Annotated in this window: 15 protein-coding genes and 1 riboswitch; of the genes, 5 read left to right on the top strand and 10 right to left on the bottom strand. The window is 64.6% G+C overall.

Translation table 11 applies throughout. The features are described from left to right. Positions 1-109: 109 nt before the first annotated feature. Positions 110-1,333, top strand: a complete 1,224-nt coding sequence (locus ACS13N_RS18490) for a Zn-dependent hydrolase (RefSeq protein ID WP_438933079.1) — start codon at positions 110-112, stop codon at positions 1,331-1,333. Positions 1,334-1,425: 92 nt separating this feature from the next. After that, positions 1,426-1,587: riboswitch (FMN riboswitch) on the top strand. 120 nt (positions 1,588-1,707) lie between these two features. Further along, entirely contained in the window at positions 1,708-2,433 is a 726-nt protein-coding gene (ribB, locus tag ACS13N_RS18485) for a 3,4-dihydroxy-2-butanone-4-phosphate synthase (RefSeq protein ID WP_438933078.1), read from the top strand. A 36-nt stretch (positions 2,434-2,469) separates the two neighbouring features. Here the strand turns inward: ribB and ACS13N_RS18480 are convergent, their stop codons facing one another. The 5 genes from ACS13N_RS18480 to ACS13N_RS18460 form a co-directional block, all read right to left on the bottom strand. Continuing rightward, positions 2,470-3,096, bottom strand: a complete 627-nt coding sequence (locus ACS13N_RS18480) for a bifunctional 4-hydroxy-2-oxoglutarate aldolase/2-dehydro-3-deoxy-phosphogluconate aldolase (RefSeq protein ID WP_438933077.1) — start codon at positions 3,094-3,096, stop codon at positions 2,470-2,472. Between the two features lie 38 nt (positions 3,097-3,134). Beyond that, positions 3,135-4,487: a GntP family permease gene (locus tag ACS13N_RS18475; protein ID WP_438933076.1), complete on the bottom strand. Its 1,353-nt coding sequence runs from the start codon at positions 4,485-4,487 to the stop codon at positions 3,135-3,137. An 80-nt stretch (positions 4,488-4,567) separates the two neighbouring features. After that, complete coding sequence (locus ACS13N_RS18470; RefSeq protein WP_009240594.1) at positions 4,568-4,954, bottom strand: RidA family protein; 387 nt, start codon at positions 4,952-4,954, stop codon at positions 4,568-4,570. A 35-nt stretch (positions 4,955-4,989) separates the two neighbouring features. Then, positions 4,990-6,474, bottom strand: a complete 1,485-nt coding sequence (locus ACS13N_RS18465) for a D-aminoacylase (RefSeq protein ID WP_438933075.1) — start codon at positions 6,472-6,474, stop codon at positions 4,990-4,992. A gap of 25 nt (positions 6,475-6,499) precedes the next feature. After that, positions 6,500-7,369, bottom strand: a complete 870-nt coding sequence (locus ACS13N_RS18460) for a MurR/RpiR family transcriptional regulator (RefSeq protein WP_438934445.1) — start codon at positions 7,367-7,369, stop codon at positions 6,500-6,502. 151 nt (positions 7,370-7,520) lie between these two features. Here ACS13N_RS18460 and ACS13N_RS18455 point away from each other — a divergent pair, with 151 nt between their 5' ends. Then, positions 7,521-8,798 (top strand): amino acid deaminase, encoded by a 1,278-nt coding sequence (locus tag ACS13N_RS18455; RefSeq protein WP_438933074.1) that lies wholly within the window; start codon positions 7,521-7,523, stop codon positions 8,796-8,798. A gap of 11 nt (positions 8,799-8,809) precedes the next feature. Continuing rightward, complete coding sequence (locus ACS13N_RS18450; RefSeq protein WP_438933073.1) at positions 8,810-9,736, top strand: sugar kinase; 927 nt, start codon at positions 8,810-8,812, stop codon at positions 9,734-9,736. A gap of 325 nt (positions 9,737-10,061) precedes the next feature. On the opposite strand, the gene ACS13N_RS18445 is transcribed toward ACS13N_RS18450, so the two are convergent. The 4 genes from ACS13N_RS18445 to ACS13N_RS18430 form a co-directional block, all read right to left on the bottom strand. Continuing rightward, complete coding sequence (locus tag ACS13N_RS18445; protein WP_438933072.1) at positions 10,062-12,503, bottom strand: penicillin acylase family protein; 2,442 nt, start codon at positions 12,501-12,503, stop codon at positions 10,062-10,064. A gap of 291 nt (positions 12,504-12,794) precedes the next feature. After that, positions 12,795-14,831: an ATP-binding protein gene (locus tag ACS13N_RS18440; RefSeq protein ID WP_438933071.1), complete on the bottom strand. Its 2,037-nt coding sequence runs from the start codon at positions 14,829-14,831 to the stop codon at positions 12,795-12,797. A 190-nt stretch (positions 14,832-15,021) separates the two neighbouring features. Continuing rightward, positions 15,022-16,314: an MFS transporter gene (locus tag ACS13N_RS18435; RefSeq protein ID WP_438934444.1), complete on the bottom strand. Its 1,293-nt coding sequence runs from the start codon at positions 16,312-16,314 to the stop codon at positions 15,022-15,024. Between the two features lie 189 nt (positions 16,315-16,503). Further along, positions 16,504-16,773, bottom strand: a complete 270-nt coding sequence (locus tag ACS13N_RS18430) for a hypothetical protein (protein ID WP_438933070.1) — start codon at positions 16,771-16,773, stop codon at positions 16,504-16,506. Between the two features lie 352 nt (positions 16,774-17,125). Here ACS13N_RS18430 and ACS13N_RS18425 point away from each other — a divergent pair, with 352 nt between their 5' ends. Further along, a complete protein-coding gene (locus ACS13N_RS18425; protein ID WP_438933069.1) occupies positions 17,126-17,374 on the top strand; it encodes a dodecin in 249 nt (82 codons plus the stop codon). A 55-nt stretch (positions 17,375-17,429) separates the two neighbouring features. Here ACS13N_RS18425 and acpA read toward each other — a convergent pair whose 3' ends face one another. Further along, the gene (gene acpA / locus ACS13N_RS18420; RefSeq protein ID WP_438933068.1) at positions 17,430-19,577 is read right to left on the bottom strand and encodes an acid phosphatase; all 2,148 of its coding nucleotides are present in this window, start codon (positions 19,575-19,577) and stop codon (positions 17,430-17,432) included. Between the last annotated feature and the right edge of the window lie 266 nt (positions 19,578-19,843).

Raw genomic sequence — 19,843 nt, 5'->3', positions numbered from 1 at the left:
GATTTATATGCCGGATAAACATTCGCAATTTGACGCGTCTTCTCCCGCTGCCAGATAAAGACGCTTAGAAGCGCCGAGCCGGTCGGCGTGCATGCATAGGAATGGAGACATGTTGAAGGTTAACGGGGCACGACTGTGGTCGAGCCTGATGGAAATGGCAGCAGTGGGCGGCACACCCAAGGGCGGCGTGCGGCGTCTGGCGCTCACGGAGGAAGACGCGGCGGGCCGTGCATTGTTTGCACGCTGGTGCGAAGAGGCCGGCATGACGCTCAGCACCGATCGTGTCGGAAACCTGTTCGCGCGCCGTGCGGGCAAGTCGGTCAATGCGCGCCCGGTGGCCAGCGGCAGCCACCTTGATACGCAGCCGGAAGGCGGTCGCTTTGACGGTGTGTACGGCGTGTTGGCTGCACTGGAGGTTGTCCGCACGCTCAACGACGCGCGTGTCGAGACCGACAAGCCCATCGAGATTGTCGTGTGGACTAACGAGGAGGGTGCGCGTTTTACGCCGGCCATGCTGGGCTCCGCCGCGTTTGCCGGCGTGATGCCGCTCGACCAGGCGCTGACTTCGCGCGATGCGCAGGGTGTCTCGGTTGCCGATGCTTTGGCGGCCACCGGTTACGCAGGCGAACGTGCCATCCCCGGCACGCCATTCGACGCGTACTTCGAGGCGCATATCGAGCAGGGCCCGATCCTGGAAGAGAACGGCGTGCCGATCGGCGTCGTCACGGGCGGGCAGGCCATTCGCTGGCTTGACGTGCGCGTACAGGGGCAAGCCGCGCACGCTGGCACCACGCCAATGCGCTTCCGTCGCGACGCGCTGTTCGCAGCAGCGGAGATGGCGGTTTCGCTGGAAGCGTTGGTCGATGACTTTGCGCCACGCGGCCTGGTCACGGTTGGTGAGATCGGCATCCGCAACGCCTCGCGCAACACCATTGCTGCAGACCTGACCTTCACCGTGGACCTGCGCCACCACGAAGACACCCGTATCGCCGAGATGGAAGCCACGCTGCGCGAGCGCTTTGCTGAGATTGCCGAGCGCCGCGGCCTGACCGTGCAGATCGACCAGCACTGGGTGAGCCCGGCCACACCGTTCGATGCCGCTTGCGTGAAGGCGGTGGCCGATGCGGTGGAGGCGCTCGACTACCCGCACCAGCGCATCGTGAGCGGAGCGGGGCACGATGCCATCCACATCGCCAAGCACTGCCCGACGGCGATGATCTTCATCCCGTGCGTCAACGGCCTGAGCCACAACGAAGCCGAAGACGCGTTGCCCGAAGACGTCACGCGCGGCGCCGATGTGCTGCTGCATGCCATGTTGGCGCGGGCGAAGTGAATGGCGCATTGCTTTTCCCGACCCGCCAGTAGGGTCGAACTATTGCAACTTGTTGCGGTAGCATGACGTCTGCCGGCAATCCTGCCGGTGCAGTACGTCTTCAGGGCGGGGTGGAATTCCCCACCGGCGGTATGCGGGCAATGTGTTTGCGCCCGTGAGCCCGCGAGCGCCTCGCATGCGCCTGCATGCAAGGGTCAGCAGATCCGGTGAGATGCCGGGGCCGACGGTCAGAGTCCGGATGGAAGAAGATGTGCGGAACAACACGCTCCCGCTACTGGGGCGCGCTTGGCCTTTGCCGGGTGTGCCGCTGTGCGGACGTGTTTGTCTGCTTGCCCTGGAACGTCTTGTCGCCAATCTCAGCGAGGAGCGTTTCCATGTTGTCCACTCCGCAATCCCCTGTAGTTCACCCGCCCGCATTGCCCACCGGCAATGTGATGCTCGACGCCATCGACGCCCGTTTCGATCCGGCCGACATGCCTGCGCGCATGGCTGCCGCGCTCGATGCGGTGCGCCTTGGCGTGCCCGTTGTCGTGCTCGACGACGCCGACCGCGAAAACGAGGCCGACCTCATCGTCGCCGCCGACAAGCTCACGCAGGCCAGCATGGCGATGCTGATCCGCGAATGCAGCGGCATCGTCTGCCTGTGCCTGACGGCGGAGAAGAGCGCATCGCTCGGTCTGCGCCCGATGGTGGAAGACAACCGCAGCCAGTACGGCACGGCCTTCACCGTATCGATCGAGGCGCGCACGGGCGTGAGCACCGGCGTGTCGGCGGCCGATCGCATCACCACCATCCGTGCAGCCATTGCGGAAGATGCCGATACGCAATCGGTCGTCAGCCCTGGGCACGTGTTCCCGCTGGTGGCGAAGGAGGGTGGGGTACTCACACGGCGCGGTCATACCGAAGGCTCGGTCGACCTTGCACGTTTGGCAGGCTTGCCGCCCGCTGCAGTGCTATGCGAACTGATGCTGCCCGACGGCACCATGGCGCGCCGTGACGACGCGGTGCGCTTTGCCGATCAGCACAATCTGCCGGTGCTGACCATCGAAGACATCGTCCAGTATCGGGAGCAGATGGAGCGCGCGGTCAGCTTTGTCTGACGCAAAAGCCGGCCGCGCGAGAGAGGTGAAGTCGATTTACCGCTTGAGCGCGGCCGCTTCCTTGGCGAGCGCCGTGATGCCAGCCCAATCGCCGGCAGCAACCTTGTCCTTGGGCACCATCCACGAGCCGCCCACGCACACCACGTTGGGCAGCGCGAGGTAATCGGGCGCGCTCTTGGGCGTGATGCCGCCGGTCGGGCAGAAGCGCACATCGCCAAACGGGCCGTGGATCGACTTGAGCATCGGGATGCCGCCCGCCGCTTCCGCCGGGAAGAACTTCAGTGTGGTCAGGCCAAACTCCAAGGCCGTGATCAACTCGGAAGGCGTGGCGATGCCCGGCAGCCAATCGAGGCCGACATCGGCCTGCGCCAGTGCCAGCGCAGCCGTGATACCCGGCGATACGGCAAACACCGCACCGGCTTCTTTTGCCTGCGCAAAGTGCTCCGGCCGCGTGAGCGTGCCGGCACCAACGATGGCGTCGCTGCCCAGGTCCTTGGCAACTGCGCTGATCACATCCAGCGCCACCGGCGTGCGCATCGTGATCTCGAACGTGCGGATACCGCCCTCATACAGCGCGCGGCACACCTTGACGCCTTCATCGACAGATTGGAACTGCAGCACCGGAATGACCGGGCCGGCCAGGACGACGGAATCGATACCCACAACGTTCTCCTAGATCAACTTCACATCAACAGAACAGCTTAGACGACAGTCGAGAGCGCCAGCGTGAGCAGCAGCGCCACGATCGAGATGATGGTTTCCAGCACCGTCCACGTCTTGAAGGTTTCCGGCACGGTCAGGTTGAAATACTCCTTTACCAGCCAGAAGCCGCCGTCATTCACGTGCGACAGGATCAGAGAACCCGCGCCGGTGGCCAGCACCATCAGCTCCGGACGGACAGCGGCACCCGACGCAGCAGCGATGGGGGCGACGATGCCGCAGGCGGTGGTCATGGCCACGGTGGCCGAGCCGGTGGCGATACGGATCATCACGGCCACCACCCAGCCCAGCAGCAGCGGCGACAGGTGCGCATCCGTGGCCACACCCACGATGGCCTTCGACACGCCGGAGTCGCGCAGGATCTGGCCGAAGCCGCCGCCTGCGCCCACCACCAGCGTGATGGTGGCGATCGGTGCCAGGCACTCGTTGGTGAACTTGAGGATGGTCTCGCGATTGAAGCCGCGTGCCTTGCCGAAGGTGTAGAAGCTCACCAGCGCGGCGATCAGCAGCGCCATGACCGAGTTGCCGGCCAGCTTGAGGATGTCATTGGCCAGCGACTTGGGCGTGGTGAACAGGTCCGCCCAGCTGCCGATCAGCATCAGCACCACCGGCAGCAGGATCGTGAACAGCGTGATGCCGAAGCCCGGCAGTTCGCGCTTCTGGTCAGCTTCCACAAATTGTGCGGCCAGCGGGTTGTCTTCGTTCGGCTTGACGTAGCGCGACACCAGCATGGCCCACAGCGGACCAGCCAGGATGGCGGTCGGCAGGCCAACGATCAGCGCGTACAGGATGGTCTTGCCGATGTCCGCCTGGTAGGCCGTCACGGCCAGCAGCGCGGCGGGGTGCGGTGGGATCAGGCCGTGCACCACCGACAGGCCCGCCACCATCGGCAGGCCAACCATCAGGATCGGCGTGCCAGTGCGCTTGGCCACGTTGAAGGCAATCGGAATCAGCAGCACGAAACCGACTTCAAAGAACACCGGCAAGCCGATGATGAAGGCCACCACCATCATCGCCCAGTGCGCGTTCTTCTCGCCAAAGGCGCTGATGAGCGTTTTGGCGATGCGCTCGGCGCCACCGGATTCCGCCATCATCTTGCCGAGCATGGTCCCTAGGCCCACCACCAGCGCAATGTGGCCAAGCGTGTTGCCCACGCCGGTTTCGAACGCCTTGACGATACCGCCCATCGGCATGCCGACCACCACGCCCAGTGCAAGCGAGACGACGATCAGCGTAACGAACGGGTTTAGTTTCTGGACGGCGATCAGGTAGATCAGCGCGACCACCGCCAACGCGGCGGTTAGCAATAGCGAGTTGCCTTGCATCGGGACCATCGGGTTTCCTCCTCAGGGATATTCACGGCTCTTGTTGTTGAGGCGCCCCGTCGTGCAGGGCGCCTCTTTTGAAATGCGAGTTACGGCTTCTTGTACGCCACGCAATCGACTTCGACCTTGCAGTCGATCACCATGCTCGACACCACGCACGCCCGAGCGGGCGGGTTGGCGCCGAAGTACTCCTTGAACACCTTGTTGAACGACTGGAAATCGCGCGGATCATCCAGCCACACGCCGCAGCGCACGACGTGCTCGGGGCCGTAGCCGGCTTCGGCCAGGATGGCCAGCACGTTCTTGATGGTCTGGTGCGATTGCTCGACGATGCCGTTGCCGACGACCTCGCCATTCACCATGGGCGTCTGGCCCGAGACGAACAGCCAGCCGTCTGCGCCGGCCGCGCGGGCAAACGGGAGGTGCTGGCCACCGGTGCCGGTGCCGCCTTCAACGCCAATTCGGGTAATCGTCATCGCTACGTTCCTTTCTTTCAAACAGATACAGAGATTCAGTGAAGTTCAGCGGCGGCGGCTGCCTGTGCACGCGGCCCGCGCTTGAGGAAGCGCCCGGCGCGATTCGGTTGCACGGTACCTTCGTGGTACGACAAGTGGCCATTGACCCACACGGCGGCAATACCGGCCGCCGGTTGCTGCGGATCGGTAAAGGTGGCGACATCGCGCACCGTTTCCGGGTCGAACAGCACGAGGTCGGCCCAGTAGCCTTCACGCACCAGGCCGCGCTCAGTCAAGCCAAAGCGCTCGGCGGACTGGCCCGTCATCTTGCGGATGGCAGCGGAGAGCGACAGCAGCTTGCGTTCCCGGCTGTAGTAGCCAAGCACGCGCGGGAAGGCGCCCCACAGGCGCGGATGCGGTTTCGGGTCGTTCGGCAGGCCGTCCGAGCCGATCACCGTGGCGGGGTGCGTGATGATGCGGTCCAGATCCTGCGCAGACATGTTGTGGTACACCGCGCCGGCCGGCTGCAGGCGGCGCGCGGCGTCCATCAGGTCGGTGCCCCACGCGGCGGCGATTTCCTTGAGCGTCTGCCCAGCCATGCCCGGCTCAGGCTCCGACCACGTGATGAAAATGTCGAATTCGTCCGTCACCTGCTTCAAGTCCAGCGTGGACGAGCTGGCGGTGTACGGATAGCAGTCGCAGCCCACTGGCTGATAGCGCTGGGCACCTTCGATCGACTCCAGCACTTCGCCCGCGCGGCCCCAGTTGGCGGCGCCTGCGCATTTCAGGTGGGAGATCACGATGGGCACGCGCGCATGTTTGCCCACGCGGTAAGCCTCATCCATCGCATCGAGAATCGCAGCGAATTCGGTGCGCAGATGCGTGGTGTAGATGGCGCCGGCTTCGGCCAGCGGCTCGGCCAGGCCCATCACCTCTTCGGTGGTCGAGGCGAAGGCGTTGGCGTAGGCCAGGCCCGTGGACAGGCCCAGCGCACCGTGGTCGAGCGCCTCGCGCAGTTGCGCGCGCATACCTTCGACTTCATCGGCGGTGGCGGGGCGGTCCAAGCGGTCCAGGTGGTTGTTGCGCAGCGCCGTATGGCCGATCAGCGCGGCCACGTTGACGGCCGGCTGCGCGCGTTCCACGGCTTCCACGTAGGAGGCAAAGGTCGGATATGTAAACGCATTGGCGGGCCCGAGCAGGTTCATCGGGTCCGGCGGCTCACCCTTGAGCGTGGCCGGCGACGCGCTGATCCCGCAGTTGCCGACGATGACCGTGGTGATGCCCTGCGACACCTTGCACAGCATGTCGGGCGTGCGGATGACGTTGGTGTCGTCGTGCGTGTGCACGTCGATGAAGCCGGGGGCGAGCACGCGGCCCTCGCCGGCGATTTCCTCGTCGCCCAGCCACGCGGTGGAATCCGACGTGGCGATGGCGGCGATGCGCCCATCGGTGATGGCCACGTCAAACAGCGTGGCCTCGGGCTCGTGGCCGCTGCCGTCGACGATGCGGACCTGGCGGATGACGCTGTCGTATTGTTCCATGTACTGCTCCATGTGCGGCTCTGGCTCAATCTCCGAGCGGCTGGCGATTGCCGCCGCCGCGATGCGCATCGAGCACGTACTTGATGCGCCGTAAGAGCTCCTTGCTGCGATCGGCCTGCTGCAGTGCGACCTCGGTCGCCAGCAGGTCGATCATCATCATCATGGCGTAGCGCGATGACGACGGCTTGAAGATGAAATCGGTTTCCATGGCCTGGATCGGCAGCAAGACATCGGCCAGCGCCGCCACCGGCGAACCGATCGCCGTAATGGCAACGATCTTGGCGCCGTATTCGCGCGCGATGGTCACGCTGTCGATCACCTCCGGCACGTGGCCGGTCACGGAGAACACGACCACGACGTCGTCCGGACTGAGCGTGGCCGCAACCATCCGCTGCAGCATCGAATCATGATAGGTGGAGACTGGCCGTCCCAGGCGGGCGAGGCGGTAGCGCATCTCGTCGGCCATGGTGGTCGAGCCGCCGCCCATGCCGAACACGGCAACCATGCGCGCTTTCGCCAAGGCCTCGGCAGCGTTGCGGAACGCCTCGGGCCGTACCAGGGCGCGGTTGGCTTCCAGCACGTTTGTGATGTCGGCGAGGATGCCGTCGGCGCTGGAGGGTGGGCGATCGGCGCCGCCATCCAGAAAGCGCTGGCCGACTGCGGCTGCCTGCGCTAGCTTGAGTTTGAGTTCGCGCACGTCGCGGCAACCCATCGCTTTGGCGAAGCGGGTGACGCTGGCTTCGCTTACGCCGGCGCGTTCTGCCAGCGTCTGGATGCTGCCGGCAGCCGCTTCGGCAATGTCACCCAGCACCGTCTGCGCGACCTTCTGCTCAGCAGGGCGCAACTCGGCGGCTCGCTGAGAGATTCGGGTGACGATGTCCATCGGTTCGCGCATTGGTTCAAGCATGCTGGGCTCCCGGTAGTTGTCCGGATAGCTGCTGTCGGAGTGTTTTGGTACTTTGTAACAGGCCGGCCCGGAGAATAGTTTCGCCGCTATCATTGTGTCAACCCGATGTTTACCCCCAAAGGAACGCGAGTCGATTTCTATGAGTGATACAAAGTATCAAGGAGACACCAGCGCCGTCGTCAACCCGCTCGACAAGGGCTTGGGTGCGTTGGAAGCCGCTTGTGCGCCGGAGCAGATCGCTGCCCAGCGCTGGAACGTATTGAACGAAGACTTGAACTTGCCGGTGGCGGTGCTCTCGCAGTCGCGCCTGGAGCACAACCTGGCTTGGATGCAGCGTTTTGTGGGTGAATACGGCGTCAAGCTGGCGCCGCATGGCAAGACGACGATGGCCCCGCGTCTGTTCCAGCGTCAGTTGGCGGGCGGTGCATGGGGTATCACCCTGGCAACCGCGCACCAGACGCGCGTTGCCTACGCGCACGGCGTGCGCCGCGTGCTGATGGCCAACCAGCTGGTCGGCAAGCGCAACATGGCCATCCTGGCTGAGCTGCTGGCCGATCCGTCGTTCGAATTCTTCTGTCTGGTGGATGCGGCGGATCAGGTGGATCAACTTGCGGCCTTCTTCGGCAAGGCGGGTCGCCCGATCCAGGTGTTGATCGAGTTGGGTGTGCAGGGCGGCCGCACTGGTGTGCGTGATGAGGCGCAACTGCACTCGGTGCTGGATGCGCTCACGCGTGCCAATGGCGCCGTCAAGCTGGCAGGCGTGGAAGTCTATGAAGGCGTGATCAAGGAAGAAGCCGACATCCGTGCCTTCCTGCAGCGCGCCGTGAAGACCATTGGCGATCTCGCGAGGGCCGGCCGCCTGCAACGCACGCCGGCTGTGCTGACCGGTGCTGGCTCGGCCTGGTACGACGTAGTGGCTGAAGAATTTGCCAAGACCGATATCGGCCAGCCGCTGGACGTGGTGCTGCGCCCCGGCTGCTACCTGACGCACGACGTCGGTATCTATAAAGCCGCGCAGGCGCGTATCGACGCCAACAACCCGATCGCGCACAAGATGCGCTCCAGCCTGCTGCCCGCGCTGCAACTGTGGGCCTATGTGCAATCGGTACCCGAAGGCGAGCGCGCCATCGTGGCGCTGGGCAAGCGCGATGCGGCCTTCGATGCCGGCCTGCCGTTGCCAGTGCTGCATTTCCGCCCGGGTGACAAGACGCCGTCGGCCACGCCTGCGCATTGGGAAGTAACCGGCATGATGGATCAGCACGCCTACCTGAAGATCGCCCCCGGCGACGACATCAAGGTCGGCGACATGATTGCCTTCGACATCTCGCACCCGTGCCTGACGTTCGACAAGTGGCGCCAGATCCCGGTTATCGACGATACGTACAACGTCGTCGACGTGGTGCAGACGTACTTCTGAGCGGGGCGCGCATGGCAGACATCCTCGCCTATGGCGAAGCGCTGATCGAGTTCAACCAGGCGGATTCCGGCAGCACGTCGTGGAACTTCGGTTTCGGCGGCGATACGTCCAACTTCTGCATTGCCGCGGCGCGGCAGGGCGCACGCACCGGCTACATCAGCGCGGTGGGTGGTGACCGCTTTGGTCAGGCGCTGCGTGCGCTGTGGCAAGCGGAGGGCGTCGATCACACCTACGTGCATACCGATGCGCAGGCGCCGACGGGCCTGTACTTCGTTTCGCATGACGCGCGTGGTCATCACTTCGATTACCTGCGCGCGGGTTCCGCGGCCAGCCGTTTCCAGACCGCGCAACTGCCGTTGCAGGCGATTGCGGCGGCCAAGGCGTTCCACCTGTCGGGTATCAGCCTCGCCATCAGCGATACGGCGTGCGATGCCGGCCTGGCGGCGATGGCGCATGCGCAGGCGTCAGGCGTGCTGGTGTCGTTCGATACCAATCTGCGCTTGCGCCTGTGGCCGCTGGCCCGCGCCCGTGCGGTGATGCGTGAGGCCATGCGCACGTGCGACCTGTGCCTGCCGAGCTGGGATGACGTGACCGTGCTGCTCGACTGCCACGATCGCGACGGCATTGTCGATACGCTGCTCGGCTGGGGCATCAAGCTGGTGGCACTCAAGATGGGCGCGGAAGGCTGCTACGTGGCCACGCCGGAGTCGCGCACGCTGGTGCCGCGTCATACGGTCGATGCGATTGATGCGACTGGAGCGGGGGATTGCTTTGGTGGGTCGTTTGTTGCGCGCATTGTGGCGGGGGATTCGCCGATTGAGGCGGCGCGCTATGCCAACGTTGCTGCTGCGATTTCGACGACCGGCTATAGCGCTGTTGCGCCGATCCCGCGGGCTGAGGTTGTGCGTGCGGCATTGGCTTCGACGCAGATCGCTTAGGCGGGATGTTGGTGGTGTGCCCTGTGTTTCGTCCCCTGCCGGGGCCGACTCACTTTCTTTGTCTTGCCAAAGAAAGTAAGCAAAGAAAGGCGCGCCCGATGCGGCGACCCCCTCCTTGAATTTCTGTCGCAAGGAGGGGAAGGGGAAAACTCGCTTCGCTCAAACAGTTCCCCTTCCTTTTTCCTCCTTGCAACAGAAATTCAAGGCGCCGCATAGGGCAGGGTACGGCCAAACCGTCTGGCGACCTACGTTGGCGCCGGTGACCGGCTAAAGAAAAACGCCACCGCGCTGTTCTGCTGTGGCGTTTCCTTTTGGGACCTGCTACTTACTTTGCCGGCACCAGATGCACGCGCGACTCCGTGGCAGCCTCCACCGCCTTGCGCGAATACAGCAGCGGGAAGTACTCGCCCTTGAGCCACAGCGGTGCGAGGTCGCGGTAGTGCGGGCTGTCGGGGTTGCCGGACTGGCCGGGCAGGTTGACGGCGCGGGAGTTGTCCCAGTTGCCGACATCCACCACCGTGCGGAACGACGGGCCGTTGGTCTGCAGGAAATCGCTCGCGCGGTACGTCGACTGGTTGGGTGTGTAGGGGCTGCCGCCTTCCGGTGTCGGGCCGACGTTGAGCTTGGCGCGCGTGGCCTCGTCGACGATCGCGGCAAACGGGTGGGCGTTCAGGTTGTGATGCAGCATGCCCCAGTTCCAGGCTTGCGGGTTCGCGCCCTGGCGCTTGACCATGTCGGCCCATGCGTCCTTCAGGCTGGCGAGCAGCACGGCGTCGCGCTTGGCGGCGGCCTGTTGTGGGTCTTCGCCGAACTTGCGTTCGCTGCCTTGCGGGTGTTCCAGCGTGTCGAGCATGACCGCAGTGTCGGGCGCGCCCATGGCATCGGCGCTTGCCTTGGGGAGCACCGCGTTCTTGAATGCGCGGCCCAGGTGATGCGTGAACCAGACCTCATGCAGTGCGGCCTGCGGAGAATCTGCCAGCATGGTCGCGTTCCAGCCCTTGAAGAGGTTGAGCGCGGCTTGCGTGTCTGCATCGCTGGACGACAGGGAGCTAAGCAGCGCCATCAGCCTGCGCGCGGGAATCGACACCATATCGTTCTGCAGCCGCATCGAGTCTTCGAGCGACACCTTGTCGAGCTTGGCCAGCACTTCGTCAATGCGCGCGTGGCGCGAGCCGTTGGTCCATTCGAAACCCAGCTTGCGCTCGCGGTACGGATAGTCCGCCGGCAGGTTCATCTCGTTGGACGAGGTGAAGTAGCCTGACTTCGGGTTGTAGGTGCTGGGCAGTTGGTCGCCGCGCCAGAAACCGGCCCACTCGTAGCGGCCGTCACCCGGCACGGGCAGCAGCCCGTCCCAGTTCGGGCGGATCGGGGCGAGTCCACCTGGCACCCAGCCGATGTTGCCCTTGGTATCGGCATAGACCTGGTTCTCGGTGGGGGCGCCCCAGTTCATCATCGATTGCTTGAACTGTGCGAACGTGCGCGCGCGCATGTAACCGACTGAACCGAAGTACGGTGACATCCCTGGCGACAACCACGCCGAGCGCACGGCATACGCGCGGTGCTTCTCCGCATCGATATAGATGACGGGGCCGTGGCGCGTAAACGTCAGATCGGCGGGGCGAGCCTCGCCGCCGCGCACCTTCACGGTTTCATGCAGCACCGTGAAGGGCTCCCAACTGTCCTTGTAGCGGTATTCGCTGTTGTTGGCCGGGTTCAGCTCATAGACGTAGAGATCTTCCTGATCGATGTTGAATATGGTCAGGCCAAAGGCGACGTGCCCGTTGTGACCGATCGACACGGCCGGCAGCGACGGCTCGCCCGCGCCGATGATGTCGAGCGTGGGCGTGCTGACGTGGGCGATGTAGCGCAGGCTCGGTGCGGAATACGCGCGGTGTGGGTCGTTGGCCATCACGGCGCGGCCGGTGGTGGACTTGCCCGGTGCGATTACCCAGTTGTTGCTGCCCTCCATGGTCTCTTCGAGATTGGTGGCAGCGGCGACGCGCGTGCTGTCGATGTCGACGCCCTTCAGCGATTCCGGTGTGAGTTTCACGCCTTGCGTGGCGAGCGTGAAGACCTTGAGCAGATCCTTCGGCAGGCATGGGTCCAGGCCTTCGGGCAACTGGGTTTGCCAGTCGGGCTGCAGGCCGAAGCGGATGGTGTCGTCGGCCAGGCTGGTCTTGCAGGCGACGTTGGCGCGTGCCACTTCCGATTGCAGGTTGCGCGTGAGGCCGTGGCTGCGGATGCGCACAACGTCTTCTGGTGCCCAGTGTGCAGGCGTGTAGTTCAGCTTGCGGAACTCGAACGGCATCTGTTCCGGGTGCTTGGCCAGCCAATCGACATACGCGTTGATGCCGGCGACGAAGCGCGTAGCAATGCGCTGCGCATCGGGGCTGTAGTGCTTCCACTCGACCTGCATGTCACCTCGGTAGAGGAACAGCCGCGTGGCGCGATCCTGTTCCACATAGGCGGGGCCGAACACTTCGGAGAGTTGCCCCAAGCCGCGGCGGCGCCACAGGTCGATCTGGAACAGGCGGTCACGCGCGGCATTGAAGCCCTGCGCGAAGAAGCCGTCGTCTTCGCTCTTGGCGTAGATGTGCGGCACGCCCCAGCGGTCGATCAGGATGTCGGCGGGTTTGGACAGGCCGGGCACGGTGATCGTCTGCGTGGCGGCCGAATTGATGGCTGTCGGCGCATCTTTGGCAACGGCCTGCGCAGAGATGCCGAGCGCAATGGCGGACAACACAACGGGAAGGGAACGGATGGGCATGGCGATGCAGTCTCCTCTCTGAGCCTGGAATGCCGATGCAACCCGAGATGGGCAGCAGGATTCAGGCGTTCTTATGGGTACGGCAGGCAGCCGCGCGACTGACGAATCGCGACTGATAGGAAGGGCAAGCTGGCCGATCGGTAGAGCAGGATGCTGGGAACTGCTAGGGGAGAGATGCCCACCGATCGGCACAGACGCCCAGTATGCGGATGCGTTCACACGCACGCCAATGACTTTTGTTGGGTCAACCATTCCGTCAAGGCATGGCTGCGCGCAGGTCAGGCCAACCGATCAAGTCAACGTCGCCGGCCCCATCTTGCGGCGCACGTTGGCGGCCAGCACGTGGCCCAGCTCACCGGGGAAGATCGGTTTGGTGATGACGGATTGGTAGCCGGCCTCCTTGGCCGCCTTCAGCCGGATCGGGTCGGCAAAGGCGGTGACGGCAATGGCGGGCAGGTCGATCATGCCACTCGCGCGCACGGCACGCACAAGCTGCATGCCATCCATGCCGGGCATGGCCAGGTCGCTGACCAGTGCATCGAACGGGTAGTCTGCGGTGGCTTGCGCCAGCGCATCGAGTGCGGCGGGTCCGTTGGATACGGTGACGACCTCGGCGCCATAGCGCTCAAGCATCAGCGCAATCACGCCGAGCGATTCCGGGTTGTCGTCCACGGCCAGCACGCGCATGCCGTCCAGCGCGGGAGCCGACGTGCCTGAAACGAAACCGGGCACGCGGTCCGCTTGCTCATCCGGTTGCGTGGCGTGCAGCGGCAGCGTGACGGCCATCGTGGTGCCGTGATTGGCCCCGCTGCTGGCCGCGGTGATGCGCCCGTGATGCAGCTCGACCAGTTGCTTGGCGATCGACAGCCCCAGCCCGAGGCCGCCGTGGCGCCGGGTGTTGGACAGGTCTGCCTGCTGGAATCGGTCGAAGATATGCGGCAGGAAGGCCGGCTCAATGCCGATGCCGGTATCGCGCACCGTGGCCACCACGCCTTCCGGCGCTGGGTACACCGCCAGGCGGACGTGCCCACCCTCGGGCGTGAACTTGACGGCATTGGCCAGCAGGTTCCAGAACACCTGCTTCAGGCGCCCCGCATCGCCTTGCAGCAGCGGCACGGGCAGGTACTCGGTGTCGATGCTGATCTGCTTCTGGCGCGCCATCGGCTCGATGGTTTCCTTGGCGCGCTCCATCACGTCGGCCAAGTCCACCGGCCCGACCTCCAGCGGCACTTTGCCGGAGAGGATGGCTGACATGTCGAGCAAATCGTCGATCAGGTGAACTTGCGTACGGGCACTGCGCTCGATGGCTGCCAGGCCGCGCTTGAACATGGCTTCGTCGTATGCGCGCATGTTCAGCAGCTGAGCCCAGCCCAGCACGGCGTTGAGCGGCGTGCGCAGTTCGTGGCTGACGGTGGCCAGGAAGTCGTCCTTCAGGCGGCTGGCGCGTTCGGCTTCTTCACGCGCGCGGGATTCGGCCTCAAGCAACTGCGCGCGACGTGCTTCGGCCTGGCGGCGTTCGCTGATGTCGATCACGGCATTGGTCAGGCCGACGATCTCGCCGGTGTCGTCACGCAGCGGCATGACCACCACGTCGTAGACCACGCGCTGCGTATGCCGGCGGCGGAAGGCGAATTCCACCCGCGTGGGCGTGCCGCTGGCAATCACGCGTTGGCCCGCTTCCGTCAGGCGTGCGGCGGCACGGCGGCCGAACACTTCGCGCACGGTGCGCCCCATCAACTGTTCAGGCAGCAAGCCGAACACGGGGTTGTGCACCCAGGTGAAGTGCATCGTGTTGTCGACGTCATAGACCGAGATGGGCGAGGCCTGTAGCGCCGCCAGCAGGCGCTGTTGTGACACGCGTTGCAGTGTTTCCGCCCGGGCCCGGCGTTCTGCACCGGCGCGCGCCCGGCGTAACTGCTCGCACAGCAGGCAGATCAACAGCGCGCCCGCGGCAAACACGGTCAACTGCACGGGCGTGAGGTTGGCAGGCGGCACCGCTTGCAGCTCGACCAGTCCGGCAAACAACAGGGCATACGTAACAATGGCGGCAATGCCTGGCCAGAAACCGCCGTACCAGGCAGCAATCGTTACCACCGGAAACGCCAGATAGAACGGCAGGCGGATGCCCGCGGCCGATTCCAGCATCAACCGCCCGAACGTACCGACCACTGCCGCACCAATCGCCACCAGCCAGGCGGACGGGCGAATGGCCGGCGCGACGTTCAGCCCGCTGCCGCTGAATGGCCCGGGATCGGGCACGCGCTCAGCCGGCGCGGGGGAATGCACCGTGCGCGCAGGATGCCCGGCGCGGGCAGCGCGCGCGTCCATTGGGGAGCGGGATGGAGGGTGCAGGATGAACTTCACGGTCCGGCGCAGCGGAACAGAGCAGCCAAAGGTGACTCAGCATATGAACTCGCTGCCGCCGATGCCATCGGGGTTTCGCTGACATGCCTGCCAGAGGGTGGCCGATTTGGCGCACGATTCCTGCCCGGGCCAATAGCGGCGCGAGTGTGCAGCCTTATCCCCCTGACGAGGGGGGTGTTGGGTGTGGCGGATGTGGGTCGCGCAGGCGGTCCCGATTCGTGAGGTCGGGAAACAGGCGCATCCAGATCGCCACCACCAGCAGCGTGCCGAGCGCGCCCACCACCACCGAGGCCACCGGCCCCAGCAGCCCGGCCAGCATGCCCGATTCGAACTCGCCCAGTTGGTTGGATGCGCCGACAAAGACCGAGTTGACTGCGCTCACGCGCCCGCGCATCGCATCGGGTGTATCGAGCTGTACCAGCGAGGTCCGGATCACCACGCTGATCATGTCCGAGGCGCCCAGCACCACCAGCGCCAGCATCGACAGCGGCAGCCAGCGCGAAACCCCGAACACCAGCGTTGCCAGCCCAAAGACCGCCACAGCAGTGAACATGATCTTGCCCACGCGCTGCTCCAGTGGTCGATGCGCGAGGAAGAGCGCCATCCCGAGCGCGCCCACCGCCGGCGCAGAACGCAGCAGCCCCAGCCCCCACGCCTGCGTGCCGAGGATGTCGCGCGCGTAGATCGGCAGCAGTGCCGTTGCGCCGCCAAGCAGCACGGCAAACAGGTCGAGCGAGATGGCGCCCAGCACCACAGGCCGCCCCTTGATGAAGGCGATGCCCGCGAACAACGATTGCAGGCTCACCGGCGTGCTGACCTGCACCACGCGCTCCATACGGACGAAGACCAGCAGTACGTGCGCAAGCAGAAAGAGTCCGGCTGCCGTGGCATACACCACCGGCGCTCCGGCCACATACAGAAAACCGCCCAGCGCCGGCCCCAGGATGACCCCGGTCTGCCCGGCCGAGCTGGACAGTGCCACCGCGCGCGGCAACGCCTGCGGCGGCACCAGCGATGGCAGCAGCGCCTGCAGTGTCGGTGTCTCGAATGCGCGCATTGCGCCAATCACCACCACGCACAGGAAGATCGGCTGCACGCCGGCGTGCCCATTGAACGCCATGATGGACAGCGTAACGGCCACCACTGCCTCGATAGCCTGGCACGCGCGCACCACGCGGCGGCGGTCGTAGCGATCGGCGATATGGCCCGAGGCCAGCACCAGCATTACTGACGGCAGGAACTGGGCAAGGCCCACCAGCCCGAGCACATAGGCGCTGCGCGTGAGGTCGTAGATCTGCCAGCCGACTGCTACGCCAAACATCTGATAGGCGAAGGTGGTGGACAGCCTGGTGAACCAGAACAGCCGGAAGGCGGGGTAGGAGAAGGGCGCGTGCGACAGGGTTTGCGCAGGCGCGGAAGACGAGGAAAGACCGGCTTCGCCAGACACGGTGAATGCAGCCGGCAAGCCGGCAATCTGCAAAAGTGATGAACGGAATGCCCGCCATCGTAGCGGATGTCGGCCGCCAGCGACCGGCTGTGCGGGCGCTGGATTGGTGAAACGGCCGGCAATTCATTACAGGAACTTTCACCATGGCCATTGCCCGCAAGCCGAAGGCCACTTGGTTGCGCTGTGAGCTCAGATGGTCAGCATGACGCTGAGCAGTTGACGCGCAACAGCCTTGAAGTCGCCCTGCGGCGAATAGGTGGACAAGGACTTGCCCTGGTGTTTGACCGTGACGATGCCGTTGCGGGCCGAGTAGGTGGCCTCGATGCGGCGGCCGCCACGTTCGATATGAAAGGCGACGGTTTCGGCCAGCAGGCGCGAGGTATCAGACGACGTGCCCGACGATGCAGACGTGCGGGGGAGCGGGTGCGGGGCGAGGGCTTGTTGGGCGGGGTGGCGCATAGCGCCTCCTCTAGGGGGACACGGGTGATCTACTAAAGGCACGTTCTGTGCCAGCAGTGGAACGTCGTGATGTCACACAAAAGCCGCGCAGGGTACCCGCGCAATATGACAGTTCAAGCAGGGGCTTCGGCCGGGTTTGACGCGCTGCGTCGGTCGGCGTGACAAGCTTTGTCAAATTTGTGAACGCAATTAACCGCCAGGCATTCGATGCGTCCGTAAAAAATGGGCTAGCAGAGTGGGATCGTAGCGACCATTCTGGTAAGTGACGTGGCGCACGCTCTGCCGTGGGCGCGTTCCGCGTGCAGTCTGCAGGAGACCTTCTGCACGACACCCAGACCAACATGGAGGCGATATGGGTTCTCATACCTACAAGATGATCGAACTGGTGGGGTCTTCGCCGGAGTCGAGCGATGCGGCCATCCGTAATGCCGTCGCCCGGGCCGGCGAGACGCTGAAGTACCTGGACTGGTTTGAAGTGCTTGAGACGCGCGGCCACCTCGTGGATGGCAAGATCGCCCACTGGCAGGTGACGATCAAGGTGGGGATGCGGCTGGAGAGCCTGGTGAGCGAGAAGCCTGCCGGCAAGAGGAAAGGCAAGTAGGCAAAGAAAAAGGCAGCCCGGAGGCTGCCTTTCCCATGGGAACTGCTTGCAGGCGTTATTGCGACTGCGAGAAGTCCAGCGCGTTGGTCAGGTCGCCCATCGGCTTGTTGCCGTTGGAGACGAGCGCTGCGTCGCGCTGCTTCAGGCCCGGCAGCGTCGGCAGGGCGAAACGGTGCGTGATCAAACGCAGCACCGAAGCCGTGTCGTACTGGGTGTGGTCAACGAAGCCCTTCTTGGCGAACGGCGAGACGATGATCGCCGGGATACGCGTGCCCGGGCCCCAGCGGTCAGCCTTCGGCACCGTGGCGTGGTCGTAGAAGCCGCCGTTTTCGTCATACGTCACAACGATCACCATGTTTTTCCACTGCGGGCTCTTCTGCAGCTGAGCGATCACGTTGGCGATGTGGGCGTCACCGTCAGCCACGCTGGCATAACCGGCGTGCTGGTTCAGGTTGCCCTGTGGCTTGTAGAACGTCACGGCCGGTAGCTTGCCTGCGGCAGCATCTTGCAGGAAGGCGGCGTCGTAATCCTTCAGGTGGGCTGCACGCTCGGCGGTACCGGTGGTGGTGGCCGGGTCGAAGCGCGTGAAGTAGTTGAACGGCTGGTGGTGCGGCTGGAACTGGATCGTGCCGCTGTAGATCACGCTGCGCGTGGCGTTCGGAGCGTCGGCGATGGCCGAGTTCCAGGCGCCGGCGTACCAGGCCCAGTTCACGCCCTTGGCAGTCAGCAGGTCACCAATGTTGGTTTGCTGCGATTGCGCCGGCATGGTCGATGCCTTGGTCGGGTCCGCATAGGCAGCGTTGCCGCTGGCCACGCCGTTGCCCGAAGGCTGGTACGGCGGCTGCATTGTGTTGACCGCGTAGAACACGCCCGAGCCGTCGTCGGCCGTCAGCGTGCTGTCCTTGGCGTACACAGCCGGGCCTGTCAGGACCGAGCTCGGGTTGCCCGTGCCCGCGTTGAGCACCGGAACGCCGTTGGCGTTGACCGTCACCTGCGAGATGCTGTTGGCTGCCGGCGAGTTCTTGGCGTTCGGGTAGATCGGCGCGCAGGCGCAGATCAGGTACTGGTGGTTCAGGAACGAGCCGCCGAAGGCGCCCTGGAAGAAGTTGTCGGCGAGCGTGTACTGCTTGGCAATGTTCCACATCGACATCTTGCTGCCGTCGTAGTAGCCCAACGACAGGCCGCCCGCGTCGGAGTAAGCGGCGTACATGTCGTTCTTGCCACCGTTGATCTGCATCTGGTTGTTGTAGAAGCGATGCACCAGATCACGCGTGATGACGTTCTGCCCAACAACCGTGGTCGTGCCGTTGATGCCGTTCGGGTTGTCGATCTGGAAGGGCTTGTTGGCCCAGCCAGTGGTGCTGGCTTGCGGCAGCGTTACCGTCTGGCCGGCGGCGGTCAGGCCACCCCAGGTCGGCGGCAGGCTCGGCAGCACGGAGCCGTCGAAGTCCTTCTGTGCGACGAACGAGCCGGTGGAGGTCTGGTTCACACCGGGGATGCCGTTGGCGCCTGGGAACAGGCCGTACAGGTTGTCGAAACCGCGGTTTTCTGCGTAGATCACGACGATGGTCTGCACGTTGTTGTTCAGCGCCATGCGCTTGGCAACGCCGTCGCGGATACCCTTGTTGATGTCGCCGCCGTTGGCGACGGCATCGGCGATCAGCGCGATGGCCTGATCGATTTCAGCCTGCAGCGTAGCCTTGGCGGCGGCGTCGCTTTCCTTGTTGTGGTCTTCCAGAAGCTTGTCGATCGTCACGCCCAGGCGTGCGGCCAGAGCCGTCTTGGCAGCGTTGATGTCGCCGCCGTTGCTGTCCATCAGGGCAGCCAGTTCCGTCGAGATTGCGCTGATCACGCCTGCGGCGCCGGCCGGTGCGCGGAACACCAGCGGTTGCGTGATGGCATTGTGGGCGCCCGTCGCCGGGTCGTTGCGGAAGGCGTCGGTGCCGACTTCAACCGTGACGGCGCCCGAGCCTGCGAGCGTGTATGCGCCGTTGGCATCGGTGTAGGTGCTGGTTTCACCCGAATCGCACTTGCCGTTGTTGTTGGCGTCAATACAGACCTTGGCGTGCTCGAAGTAGCTGCCGGTCACCACGCCCGAGGTGGACTGGGTGGAGGCGGTGCTGCTCGAGTCGCTGCCGCCGCAGGCGGACATGCTGGCCGCGACCAGCGCGGTCAGCGGCAGAAGACGGAATGCTCGGCTCATGATTTCCCTGGATTGTTGTGTGGGGGACGAAAGCGAGCCGGAGTCTGGTCTTCCTGTGTGACAAGTTGATGATGAAAACGGTTGCCTGAAGCGAGTCTCGGTCCAATTGACCGTGATAACCATCATCAGGAGGAGCACGGGCACCACTGAACGTTTGAAGACATTTGCCACCATGGGGGCTCTCCAAGGGCTGACGTGACAGACGTTTGACGACATCAAAGTGTCATCACTCGCATGCTAAGTTGCAAGACTCCCAACATTCCGCC

Origin of the sequence: Ralstonia sp. 24A2, assembly GCF_051783885.1 — a bacterium.
Lineage (GTDB): Bacteria > Pseudomonadota > Gammaproteobacteria > Burkholderiales > Burkholderiaceae > Ralstonia.
The sequence above is the reverse complement of the archived record's forward strand: the minus strand, read 5'-3'. Positions and strand labels throughout refer to the sequence as shown.